Source organism: Morganella morganii H1r, assembly GCF_000633515.1.
Taxonomy (GTDB): domain Bacteria; phylum Pseudomonadota; class Gammaproteobacteria; order Enterobacterales; family Enterobacteriaceae; genus Morganella; species Morganella morganii_B.
Genome location: NZ_AYMP01000004.1, coordinates 110,189 through 123,123 on the forward strand (window position 1 = coordinate 110,189; position 12,935 = coordinate 123,123).

Sequence of the window (12,935 nt, forward strand, 5' to 3'; positions counted from 1 at the left end):
TGCAATGCTCTGACAACAAAAAAGCCAGTAATCACAGTGAATTATCTGGCTTTCTGATTTGGTGTGGTATGCTCTGAAAAGCTAGTCCATATTTCTCACATCAATATCTGCGTTAGCACGCAGGTTCAGCAGTAATGATTCCAGGTCAGCGGAGGCCATCTGCTGACGCAGTACGTCATACAACTCCGCTTTTTCTTTATCTGTGGCAACACCGGCTGTCACTTTATCCAGCTGAACCAGAACAATGTTGCCTTTACCGTCAATAGTGCGGCTGTAGGTCGGCTTACCGTCTGCCGGATGCGGCTGGGTAAAGGCAGCATTGATCACCGGGTCTGAAGGATTCAGGCGCTGAACAGTCTGTTCCGCACCGAATTTCACACCGGCCTCTGTTAACGCCGCGTCCCCTTTACCTTCTTTCAATGCCGCCAGCAGTTTATCCGCTTCCGCATTCAGCGCGGCTTCAGCTTTTTTACGTTTAACCAGTGCATCAATGTCTGATTTCACTTTATCAAAGGATTCCACTGCTTCCGGGCGGTACTCATCAACACGGATCACAAAGGCACGGTCACCGGAAACGGTGATGATATCCGAGTTATCGCCGGACGGCCCTTTCTCATCAAACAGTTTGTTTTCTGTTAATGCTTTTAACACTTCCGGATAGTTGACAGCATCCGGCAGGTTGCCGAGGGCGAACCAGTCAGTCTGAACGGCTTTAACGCCGGTTGCCTGCTCAACCCCCATCAGGGATTCATTATCGTTGGCAGCCGCTTCACTGGCTTTCTGCTGGAGGTCAAAAAATGCCTTGCTGGCCGCTTCGCCTTTGGCCAGACGGGTGACTTCTTCTTTCACATCCGCCAGTGGTCTGACGGTTTCAGGCTCGTACACATCCAGACGGAAAATCGCGTAGCCATTATCCACTTTCAGAACGTCTGAAAGCTGACCGGCAGTTGTCAGCCCGGCACCTTTGATTTCAGGGACAAGCGCAGCGTCTTCCATCCAGCCGATCACACCGCCGTTACGGGCAGTCAGTTTGTCGGTGGATTTTTCTTTCGCCAGGGTTTTGAAATCCGCCCCGTTTTTCAGTTCATTCAGTACCGCTTTGGCATCATCTTCCGTGGCCAGGGTGATCTGGCTGTATTCGCCTTTAGCCGGCACGGTAAAACGCGGGGTATTTTTGTCGTAGTAGTCCTGAATCTGCTCTTCAGTGACCTCAGTGTTGTCCTGGATATTCGCAGCATCCAGCTCAACAAAACTGATTTTTAACACCTGCGGCGCGATGAAATTGTTTTTATTCTTCGCGTAATAATCCTGTAACTCTTCATCGGTTGCAGTCTGTTTTGCCTGAGCGGACGCCAGATCCAGTGTCGCGGTACGGATAGTCCGCGACTGGAGTAAAATCGCTGCCGCGCCGGTCACTTCGGAATCCAGCACAAACGAATCACGGACAAACGGCTGAACAAGCTGCGCCTGAATCATCTGCTTGCGCAGGTAGGCGGCATAAGCGTCACCTGTGATACCGTTACGGGACAGGAATGTGCCGTAAGCGTCCTGACTAAACTGACCGTTAACCCTGAAATCAGGTTCCTGACGAATGGCGTTAATGATCTGCTCATCACTGACAGTGATACCTAATTTTTGGGCGTACTGTTCCAGCAGAATAGTATCAATCATCTGGTTCAGTGCCTGAGAACGGATTTGTTTAACACCCTGTTCTGTACTGACTAACTGCGAGAACAGGTCACCGAGCTGAGCCTGCTGGCGGTTACGCTCTTCCTGGAAGGCGCGCTCTAACTGCTGGACCGATATTTCCGTATCGTTCACTTTGGCAGCATAGTTAGAACCGCTGACGAGGTAACCACCCACACCTGTCAGAATAAATGACAGGATAATGATGGCGAAGACAATTTTAATCACAGGGTTGTTCGCCGCTGTGCGCAGGTTTTCCATCATAAGAAATCCAAACTCCGCTTTGGTAAAAGAAAAATCAGGTCAGGGGAAATTATGCCCTAAAACAAAAAAAAGCGCATCATTCAGATGCGCTTCCTGTCTGGCTTTATACAGTTTTTGTGTCCGGGACAAATAAATATCCCGGAGCCTGAGGAAAAACTCAGCCGTTTACTGCGTCTTTAAGACCTTTGCCTGCACGGAAAGCCGGGACTTTCGCAGCGGCGATTTTGATCTCTTTACCGGTCTGCGGGTTACGGCCTGTACGTGCTGCACGCTCACGAACAGTGAAAGTACCGAAACCAACCAGAGCCACGTCATCCCCGCCTTTCAGAGAATCGGTTACTGAACCAATAATTGCATCTAACGCGCGACCAGCCGCAGCTTTAGAAATATTAGCGTCTGCAGCAATTTTATCGACCAATTGTGACTTATTCACTATTATCATCCCCTTTCAGAATTTTCGGCCCGGATTTACGAAGTATGTTCCTGACAGCCACAGCCGTTATATCAAGCCTTTTCGCTCTTGGCAAGATTGCTGACTTCGCATGTTGCGTAAGAATGTTCGCTAAATTAGCGGGACAAAAAAAGGCTGACAAGTCCTAAAGTCCCTGTCAGCCCTTTATTTATCTGAACTTCTTGACGCAGGTCACTATTTCCTACGCTTTTTTACTTACCACTTCCATACCGAAAGCAGGATTAACCAGGGCAAGTGAAAGAACTTCATCTATCGTTTTAACCGGATGAATATCCAGATCCGCTTTTACGTTATCCGGAATTTCTTCCAGGTCACGGCGGTTTTCGTCCGGAATCAGAACAGTCTTAATGCCGCCGCGATGTGCTGCCAGCAGTTTTTCTTTCAGACCTCCGATTGGCAGCACCAGACCACGCAGGGTAATTTCCCCGGTCATCGCCACATCCGCCCGCACCGGGTTACCGGTCAGCGCGGAAACCAGTGCGGTACACATCGCGGTACCGGCACTCGGGCCGTCTTTTGGTGTTGCACCTTCCGGAACGTGGACGTGAATGTCACGCTTTTCATAGAAATCATTGTTGATCCCTAATTTATCCGCACGGGCACGAACCACAGTTAACGCTGCCTGGATAGATTCCTGCATCACTTCACCCAGTGAACCGGTGTAGGAGAGTTTTCCTTTACCCGGAACGGCTGCGGTTTCAATGGTCAGCAGATCACCGCCGACTTCAGTCCACGCCAGACCGGTGACCTGACCCACGCGGTTTTCAGTATCAGCACGACCGTAATCCACTTTCTGCACACCGAGGTAATCTTTCAGGTTATCCTGATTAATCTCGATGTGTTTCAGTGTTTTATCCATCAGCAGCTGTTTCACCGCTTTACGGCACAGTTTGGAGATTTCACGCTCCAGTCCGCGCACGCCCGCTTCGCGGGTGTAATAACGGATGATGCCGAGGATCGCGCTGTCATCAATATGCAGCTCTGTTTTCTTCAGTGCGTTGCGTTCAATCTGCTTCGGCAGCAGGTGACGCTTGGCAATGTTAAGTTTCTCATCTTCCGTATAACCGGACAGACGGATCACCTCCATACGATCCAGCAGCGGTGCCGGAATATTCATGGAGTTGGATGTCGCGACAAACATCACGTCGGACAGATCGTAATCCACTTCCAGGTAGTGATCGTTAAACGCGATATTCTGTTCCGGATCCAGCACCTCAAGCAGTGCGGAAGCCGGATCACCGCGCATATCCGATGACATTTTGTCGATCTCATCCAGCAGGAACAGCGGGTTTTTCACGCCGACTTTTGCCATTTTCTGGATCAGTTTACCCGGCATAGAACCGATGTAAGTACGGCGGTGACCACGGATTTCCGCTTCATCACGCACGCCGCCCAGCGCCATACGCACATATTTACGGCCGGTTGCGCGGGCAATGGACTGCCCCAGCGAGGTTTTACCCACCCCCGGTGGTCCGACGAGACACAGAATAGGCCCCTTGATTTTGCTGACACGGCTCTGGACCGCCAGATATTCAAGGATACGCTCTTTCACCCGCTCCAGGCCGTAATGGTCACTGTCGAGGATTTCCTGCGCTTTAAGCAGATCTTTTTTCACTTTACTGCGCCTGACCCACGGAACCTGAATCATCCAGTCGATATAGCTGCGGACAACCGTGGCTTCCGCTGACATCGGCGACATCATTTTCAGTTTCTGTAATTCCGCTTCGGCCTTCTCTTTCGCCTCTTTCGGCATCTGCGCTTCTTCAATTTTGCGTTTCAGCGCTTCCGCTTCATCCGGCGCATCGTCCATCTCACCCAGTTCTTTCTGGATAGCTTTCATCTGCTCATTGAGATAGTACTCGCGCTGGCTTTTTTCCATCTGCTTTTTGACGCGGTTACGGATGCGTTTCTCAACCTGTAACAGGTCGATTTCCGATTCCATCATCGCCATCAGATATTCGAGACGCTCAACCACATCTGACATTTCCAGGACGGATTGTTTGTCCTGTAATTTCAGTGTCATATGAGAAGCGATAGTGTCAGCCAGTTTGGCGACATCTTCGATACTGTGCAGAGATGTCAGAACTTCCGGCGGGATCTTTTTATTCAGTTTGATATAGCCTTCAAACTGATTGATCGCCGTGCGCAGCAGCACTTCCTGCTCACGCTCGTCCACAACAGGGGATTCCATCAGCTCTGCCTGGGCAGAGAAGAAATCGCCGTTGTCACTTAATGTTTTGATATGCGCACGTTGCAGGCCTTCGACCAGCACTTTGACGGTACCGTCCGGCAGTTTCAGCATCTGTAATACTGATGCGACTGTCCCGACGGAAAATAAATCATTGACGCCCGGCTCATCCGTTGACGCTTCTTTTTGTGCGACCAGCAGCACTTTTTTATCCATATCCATCGCTGTTTCCAGGCAATGGATAGATTTTTCGCGTCCGACAAATAAAGGAATAACCATGTGGGGGTAGACCACCACATCGCGCAAAGGCAGTACCGGGATTTCAATGCGTTCAGCACGCTCAGGATTCATAGAGCACTCTCTTCGTTTAGCTTACGCCTTGTTGGGAACGTCGTGAAACGCGTTATCACGGGTTCCACTCCATAGAATAATCAATATATGGGGATGCATTTCTCACATTCAACACTTTATTTAGTAAGAAAAGCAAAATGAGGGAAAATTCCCTCATTTGGTTAATACTGATAACAACTGCGCTAACTTTCCGTTACTCGCCGGAAACCTGAGCTTCCGGTTTGCGGTAAATCAGCATCGGTTCGGTCTGATTGGTTATCACGTTCTCATCGATAACCACTTTTTCGACATTTTCCATCGACGGTAAATCATACATCGTGTTGAGCAGCGCAGCCTCAACGATGGAACGCAGACCACGGGCACCGGTTTTACGGTTCATCGCCTTTTTCGCGATGGCAATCAGCGCTTCACGGCGGAATTCCAGTTCAACATCTTCAATGCTGAACAGTGCCTGATACTGTTTGGTTAATGCGTTTTTCGGCTCCTGAAGGATCTGAATCAGCGCATCTTCACTCAGCTCACCAAGCGTTGCCACCACCGGCAGACGGCCGATAAATTCCGGGATCAGACCAAATTTGATCAGATCTTCCGGTTCAACCTGAGCCAGTAATTCGCCTTCTGTCGCTTTGTCTTTCTCGCCGCGCACTTGCGCACCGAAACCGATACCGGAACGGGTGTTCAGACGCTGGCCGACCACTTTATCCAGACCGGCAAATGCCCCGCCGCAGATAAACAGAATTTTCGAGGTATCAACCTGTAAAAATTCCTGCTGCGGATGTTTGCGCCCGCCCTGCGGCGGAACAGCGGCAATCGTGCCTTCAACCAGTTTCAGCAGTGCCTGCTGAACGCCTTCACCGGACACATCACGGGTAATAGACGGGTTATCTGATTTACGGGAGATTTTATCGATTTCATCAATATAGACGATACCGCGCTGTGCTTTCTCCACATCATAGTCGCATTTCTGTAAAAGCTTCTGAATGATGTTTTCCACATCCTCCCCCACATAACCGGCTTCGGTCAGTGTGGTGGCATCCGCCATGGTGAACGGCACATCCAGGTAGCGGGCCAGAGTTTCAGCCAGCAGCGTTTTACCGCTGCCGGTCGGGCCGATCAGCAGGATGTTACTTTTACCCAGTTCCACGCCGTCAGCGGTTTTATCGCCGTTGCGCAGACGTTTGTAGTGGTTGTATACCGCGACTGCCAGCACTTTTTTAGCCAGTTCCTGACCAATGACATAGTCATCGAGGTGCTGACGAATTTCATGAGGCGTCGGCAGCTCACTGCGTTCACTGCCACGGGCCGGGATCAGATCTTTAATTTCTTCACGGATAATATCGTTGCATAAATCAACGCATTCATCACAGATATACACTGACGGGCCGGCAATCAGTTTCTTAACCTCATGCTGACTTTTTCCGCAGAAAGAGCAGTACAGCAGCTTTCCTGAACCGTCTTTGCGTTTGTCTGTCATCAGTAAACCTCACTTAATCAGAACAGCTCACCGCCTGTGAGCTGCAAAAAAATGTCACAGCACCGCAGTACCCTGCCGCCCGGCAGGATACGGGCAGTACCGGTGTTACTTACCGGTGTGTGTAAATATGGTCAACCAGACCGTATTCCTGTGCTTCTTTCGCGGACAGGAAGCGGTCACGCTCGGTATCACGCTGAATTTCCTCAACGGATTTACCGGTATGGTGAGCTAATAAATCATTCATGCGCGCTTTCACTTTCAGAATTTCCTGAGCATGAATTTCAATATCAGTAGCTTGTCCCTGATAGCCGCCCAGCGGCTGGTGAATCATCACCCGGGAGTTCGGCAGACAGTAACGTTTGCCCGGCGCACCTGCCGTCAGTAAGAAAGCGCCCATTGAGCAGGCCTGGCCTACGCAGATAGTGCTGACCTGCGGTTTGATAAACTGCATGGTGTCATAAATAGACATCCCGGCGGTGATCACGCCGCCCGGTGAGTTGATATAAAGACTGATGTCTTTTTCCGGGTTCTCAGCTTCCAGGAAGAGTAACTGTGCCACGATCAGGTTTGCCATATGATCTTCAACCTGGCCGGTTAAAAAGATAATACGGTCTTTTAATAAACGGGAATAGATATCGTAGGAGCGTTCACCGCGTGAAGTCTGCTCGATAACCATCGGCACCAGCGCCATGTTGGGTGCGAAAGTATCCTGATTGTCGTGATATGACATGTCCATCTCCTGATTGAATTTTATTGGTGCCTGGCGGATACCGGTCATTTTACTTGAGATCCGGTGAGATGACCATGCGCTATACGCGATCCGGTCATATAAGCAGCATATACTGTCCGCAGAGACCCTGTATGGCAAATATGGGGGATAACCACCGTTGTTTTCAAGGAATATTGTCAGAAATGACGAAAAAACCGCAGACAATACACATTGCCTGCGGTTTTAATCAGATAAACAGCCTTCAGCTGTTCACAAAGAGAGCGGATTAACCTGCTGCCTGAACCTGATTCATCAGGTCAGTGAAACCGGTTTCTTTATCTGTCACTTTTGCTTTCGCCAGAACAGTTTCAACAGCCTGCTCTTCCAGTGCCAGATTACGGATACCATCCATCATCTGTTTGTTTTTGTTGTAGTATGCTACAACTTCAGCCGGATCTTCGTACGCTGATGCCATTTCTTCGATCAGTGCATTAACGCGCTCATCTTCAGCTTTCAGTTCGTTAGAAGAAATCACTTCGCCTAACAGCAGGCCAACCATTACACGGCGCTTAGCCTGGCCTTCAAACAGTTCACGCGGGAGTTCCATCGCCTGTTTTTCAGAGCCGCCGAAACGCTGTGCCGCCTGACGGCGCAGTTCTTCGATTTCACTGTCAACCGCTGCTTTCGGTACATCGATTTCGTTTGCTTTCAGCAGACCGTCGATAACCTGGGATTTGATACGGTTGCGTACTGCGTTTTTCAGTTCGCGTTCCATATTTTTGCGGATTTCCGCTTTCAGACCTTCCAGGGAACCGTCGCCGATACCGAAACGTTTGATGAACTCTTCAGTCATTTCCGGCAGTTCGCGCTCTTCCACTTTTTTCAGGCTGATAGCGAATTTCGCTGCTTTCCCTTTCAGGTTTTCAGCGTGGTAATCTTCCGGGAATGTCACTTCGATGTCGAATTCTTCACCGGCTTTGTGACCCACGATACCGTCTTCGAAGCCCGGGATCATACGGTTCTGGCCCATGACCAGGACGAAATCAGACGATTTGCCGCCTTCGAACTCTTCGCCGTCAACAGAACCGGTGAAGTCGATAGTGATGCGATCGTCAGCTTTCGCTGCGCCTTCAATCACTTTCCACTCAGCCTGCTGTTTGCGCAGAGTTTCAACCATGCCGTCGATGTCTTCGTCTTTGACTTCAACAACCGGTTTTTCAACTTCGATTGTTTCCAGACCTTTCAGCTCAATTTCAGGGAAGACTTCGAACTCAACAGTGTAAGTGAAATCCTGACCTTCTTTGTACGGCTCATCAACTTTGTAGTCAGGCGCACCGACAGGATTGATTTTGTTTTCGATGATAGCGCTGACAAAGTTACGTGACATCAGGTCGCTCAGTGCATCCTGAACCGCCACATCGCCGTAACGCTGTTTGATGATGTTGTGCGGTACTTTGCCTTTACGGAAACCATCGATACGTGCTTTTTTGGCGATTTCAGCTAATTGCTTAGTTACTTCTTTGTCAATATCGGCTGCAGGAACGGTGATTAATACACGACGCCCAAGGCCTTCAGTCGTTTCAACAGAAACTTGCATCTTATTACCTCAAAAAAGTCTATTGCTCGGTCAACTCCATATCTCACACCGGCCCGATGCCTGTGTGAAACGATAATGAACCGGGGCGGTCGCATTTAAAAACCGAGTTCCCTTATATTCAGAAGCGTCCCGAAACCATACGGAATTTCAGACGCGACATTATAGCGATGCTGACCGGCCGCGTCGAGAAGTGCAGACAAAAGAGTCTGAATTTCGATCTTTTTCTGTTAAATTTTGTGCTGTGCGCTGCTTTTTTATTCAACCGGCCGCTTACTTTCCGCCACCGTGACAGCGCGGGGACGGATTCACCGGGCCCTGACAGTGATCCCATTCATCCGGGGTATAGGTATGCAGCGCCAGCGCATGAACCCCGTCCGCCAGTTCACCGGCCAGCAGGGTGTACATATGACGGTGACGAGCCACCGGGCGCATACCCGCAAAGGCCTCACTGACCACTACCACCTTAAAATGGGTTTCCGATCCCGCCGGAACATTGTGCTGACCACTCTCATTCACCACACTGATATAAAGAGGTGCGAGTGCATGATTCAGTTTTTCTTCAATACGCTGCTGCATTACAGCAGGAAATGATGCCGACATAACTATCCTTCCGGTCAATACTGGCTTTCAGAGAAAGCCCAGTGTAGTGAGTTTTTTATCAAAATCCATACCATTCACGGATAAAGCCGATTATCATCATGCACTAAGCCGAACACTCACGCCCCGGCGTTTATCCGGTGCGGTGACTGACTTCAACAACTTGTAACGGATCCCTATTATGTTGAAAAAATACCTCTTTCCGCTGTTCGCACTGATCTTACTGGCGGGGTGCCAGGCACCATCCAACACCCTGTCGATTGAACCGGTGATGAAATTACCGTCTGCGGATCCGACGCTCGGTGCCGCCACTGTCTCCATTACCGGAGTGGATAAACGCCCGTCACAGACCCTGGCCGAATTCAGCCGTAACGGCCAGCTGGCACAGCTGCGTCCGTCCCGGGACCTGCGTTTCCTGATGCAGGAAACCCTGGAAAAACAGATGACCGCACGCGGTTTTATGATCGGCTCACCGGCAAATGCCAATGTGCAGATTTCCATCAATACCTTTAAGGCGGATGTGCAGGAAGGCAGCCTGCGTCATAACATTACCGTAAATATTGATATTACTGTTCTCGCCACCGCACAGAATAACAGCACAAAGAGCCGGACATTCCGCACCAGCTATAATGTGCAGGGTCCGTTAAGTGCCAGCAACGAGAAAATCACTGATGCCTTTAACCGCGCACTCAGCGATATCGTCGCGGATATGGCTCAGGATACCCAGATCAGCCAGTTCATTAAGCAGAACGCCCGCAACTAATCTGCCCGGCCGCCCGCAGCCGGACAACGCCGGGCGGCCTGCTGTTTTCAGTCACTGTCAATACGCCGCACCTGCGGCGTGTGAGGATAATCATGCTCCGGAGTATTTGGGCGACATACAGCCAGCGTAATGCCCGTATTCTTTTATTGCTCGGTTTTGCATCCGGACTGCCGCTGGCGCTGACCAGCGGCACACTCCAGGCCTGGATCACCGTCGAAAACGTCGATATCAAAACCATCGGTTTTTTTACGCTTGTCAGCCAGGCCTATGTGTTTAAATTCCTGTGGGCACCGTTTATGGACCGCTACCAGCTGCCGTTCCTCGGACGCCGCCGCGGCTGGATGATAACCACACAGCTCCTGCTGGTCGTCAGTATTGCCGGTATGGGGATGCTGAAACCGGCAGAACACCTCTGGTGGCTGGCTGCTGCCGCCGCAATTGTTGCTTTTTGCTCGGCCTCACAGGACATCATTTTTGATGCCTATAAAACCGATTTACTGTCCGCGAAAGATCGCGGCACCGGCGCGGCAATATCAACCTTAGGTTACCGGCTGGCCATGCTGCTCTCCGGCGGTCTGGCGCTGTTTATTGCTCACCGCTATACCGGCTGGCAGAATATGTACCTGCTGATGGCAGGGATGATGCTGATTGGTGTGTTTGCCACGCTGCGCGCAAAAGAGCCGGAAACCGATGCCCCGCCGCCGCGCACACTGCGTGAGGCTGTCCGGGAACCGCTGGCGGAGTTTTTCTCCCGCAATAACACCTGGCTGCTGTTACTGCTGATTGTCCTTTATAAGATGGGGGATGCCTTCGCCCTGACACTGAGCACACCGTTCCTGATCCGGGGTGCCGGGTTCGGCCCGGATGAAGTGGGGCTAATCAACAAAACCCTGGGACTGGCCGCCACGATTGTCGGGGCGCTGTACGGCGGTTATCTGATGCAGCGCTGGAGCCTGTTTAAATCCCTGATGTTTTTCGGGCTCCTGCAGGGGGTTTCCAACATCGGCTACTGGGTGCTTTCCGTCACCCCCCAGAATATCTATATGATGGGCAGCGTGGTCTTTATCGAAAATATCTGCGGCGGGATGGGCACGGCAGCCTTTGTCGCTCTGCTGATGACACTCTGTAACCGGTCATTCTCCGCCACACAGTTTGCGCTGTTGTCAGCCTTATCTGCCGTCGGTCGTGTCTATACCGGTCCGTTTGCCGGCTGGATGGTGGAAGTCTACGGCTGGAGCTGGTTCTATCTGTTCACCGTGGTTGCTGCGGTTCCCGGTCTGTTGCTGCTGATGTTGTGCCGCAAAACGCTGCTCCACACTCAGAAAACAGAACAATTCCTGCCGCGGCGGCATTTCCGCAACGGCTACCGGACAGCAATGTCACTGCTCGGTATCACGGCAGTTCTGTTTACAGCCAGCCTGATCCTGCTGCTGACCGGCGTGTTTGAACTGACACCGGGCTTTATTCCGGACACGCTGAAAGGCGACCTGTTTATTTACGGCCTGAATATCGGTATTGCCGGGCTGTTCCTTGGCGGGCTGCTCGATTATTGTGCACTCCGCCGCGATAAACTGGCCTGACCGGCTGCTGCGAATATCAGAAAAAATTCAATCAAAAGTTTAGAAAGCCGGTTAAAACCGGCTTTCTTTATGCCCTGTTTTAGATATAGGTCACAATTTTTATAATTTATTTCTTAAAATTACATTCAAAACCACAAATACATCACATCCCCCATTTTCCTTTTTGTGCCTTCCCCCTATATTCGCGCAGTGACTTCTGACTTCTTTACTCTTTAACGACCAAATAAACAGCTAATAAATTATGAAAAAAACAACTATTGCAGCCCTGATTGCTGCAACCGCCGCGTTTTCTGCGCAGGCTGAATATCAGTGGGGATTTGCTAACGTCAGCATGAACTATCTGGACTGGACTCCGCATACCACTCACAAGAGTGGTAACAGTACGCACAAGGATGACTTTGTGTATCTGGAGCTTGAGGGCGGCGCCGGTTTCAGCTGGGGTGAACTCTATGGTTTCTTCGATCTTGAGAATGCGTTTAACAGTAAAAACGATTCTGATGCCGGTGATAACCAGCGTTACACCTTCAAAACCACAGCGCGTATCTACCTGGGTGATACCGGTTTTAACGCCTACGGTCATGTCTACGGCACCTATTCCCTGCCGGGGAACGGCGGTAACTTCCATGAAGTGAATACCCTGTACGGTATCGGTTATAACACCGATTTCCACGGCTTATGGTTCAAACCGTTTGCTGCCCTGCACTATGTTGATCAGACGTTCTACAGCGGTAACAACGGTTATGTTCTCGGCTGGGTTGCCGGTTATGACTTTAACCTGTGGAATGAAAAATTCAGTATCACCAACTGGAACGAAATCGAACTCAACCGTAACGATCGTTACGGCAACGGCGGGCGTGACGGCGTCAACGGTGCCCTGGCCTTATGGTGGACACCGGTTCCGTCAGTGACAACCGGCATTCAGTACCGCTATGCGGATAACAAACTGGGTGAGGATTTTTACCAGCAGGCGGTGGTTTACAGCATAAAATATAACTTCTAGATCACATTTTTTCGCTGCGGGGGGCAAAAACCTCCCGTATTTTTACCAATAAATTGTTTCTGAACAAAAAAATTTCACTATTACATCACATAAAATGTAATAATCAGTGTTTTATCCTTTCGGTATTTCCTTCCCTAATCTAAGCTTAAACAGACATTTGTCTTCTTATTGTTAAAATTGTAACTTTTATTTCATGATTTCATAAAAACAGGCTTACTTGTGATCCTTTTAACATAAAGAGGCAACAAACCCAT

10 protein-coding genes are annotated in these 12,935 nt (G+C 50.2%); 3 read left to right on the forward strand and 7 right to left on the reverse strand.

Annotated features, from left to right (window positions below; genetic code table 11):
• Positions 1–81: 81 nt before the first annotated feature.
• From ppiD to U868_RS0101480, 7 genes are all read right to left on the reverse strand, one after another.
• On the reverse strand, positions 82–1,950 hold the full coding sequence (ppiD, locus tag U868_RS0101440) for a peptidylprolyl isomerase (protein ID WP_025151740.1): 1,869 nt from the start codon (positions 1,948–1,950) through the stop codon (positions 82–84).
• A 157-nt stretch (positions 1,951–2,107) separates the two neighbouring features.
• Entirely contained in the window at positions 2,108–2,383 is a 276-nt protein-coding gene (gene hupB, locus U868_RS0101445; protein ID WP_004240390.1) for a nucleoid-associated protein HU-beta, read from the reverse strand.
• A 220-nt stretch (positions 2,384–2,603) separates the two neighbouring features.
• Entirely contained in the window at positions 2,604–4,961 is a 2,358-nt protein-coding gene (lon, locus tag U868_RS0101455) for an endopeptidase La (protein WP_025151741.1), read from the reverse strand.
• Between the two features lie 193 nt (positions 4,962–5,154).
• Positions 5,155–6,435, reverse strand: coding sequence for an ATP-dependent protease ATP-binding subunit ClpX (clpX, locus tag U868_RS0101460; protein ID WP_025151742.1), 1,281 nt, complete (start codon positions 6,433–6,435; stop codon positions 5,155–5,157).
• 109 nt (positions 6,436–6,544) lie between these two features.
• Positions 6,545–7,165, reverse strand: coding sequence for an ATP-dependent Clp endopeptidase proteolytic subunit ClpP (clpP, locus tag U868_RS0101465; RefSeq protein WP_025151743.1), 621 nt, complete (start codon positions 7,163–7,165; stop codon positions 6,545–6,547).
• Between the two features lie 265 nt (positions 7,166–7,430).
• Positions 7,431–8,741: a trigger factor gene (gene tig, locus U868_RS0101475; RefSeq protein ID WP_025151744.1), complete on the reverse strand. Its 1,311-nt coding sequence runs from the start codon at positions 8,739–8,741 to the stop codon at positions 7,431–7,433.
• Between the two features lie 270 nt (positions 8,742–9,011).
• Positions 9,012–9,341 carry a BolA/IbaG family iron-sulfur metabolism protein gene (locus U868_RS0101480; RefSeq protein WP_025151745.1) on the reverse strand — a complete coding sequence of 110 codons (330 nt, stop codon included), beginning with the start codon at positions 9,339–9,341 and terminating at the stop codon, positions 9,012–9,014.
• Positions 9,342–9,519: 178 nt separating this feature from the next.
• On the opposite strand from U868_RS0101480, the gene U868_RS0101485 reads away from it, so the two are divergent.
• The 3 genes from U868_RS0101485 to U868_RS0101495 all read left to right on the forward strand — a co-directional run bounded on the left by U868_RS0101485 (position 9,520) and on the right by U868_RS0101495 (position 12,681).
• A complete protein-coding gene (locus U868_RS0101485; RefSeq protein WP_025151746.1) occupies positions 9,520–10,101 on the forward strand; it encodes a YajG family lipoprotein in 582 nt (193 codons plus the stop codon).
• Positions 10,102–10,193: 92 nt separating this feature from the next.
• Positions 10,194–11,681 (forward strand): muropeptide MFS transporter AmpG, encoded by a 1,488-nt coding sequence (gene ampG / locus U868_RS0101490; protein WP_025151747.1) that lies wholly within the window; start codon positions 10,194–10,196, stop codon positions 11,679–11,681.
• Between the two features lie 241 nt (positions 11,682–11,922).
• Positions 11,923–12,681, forward strand: a complete 759-nt coding sequence (locus U868_RS0101495; RefSeq protein ID WP_025151748.1) for an outer membrane protein OmpK — start codon at positions 11,923–11,925, stop codon at positions 12,679–12,681.
• Positions 12,682–12,935 lie beyond the last annotated feature (254 nt).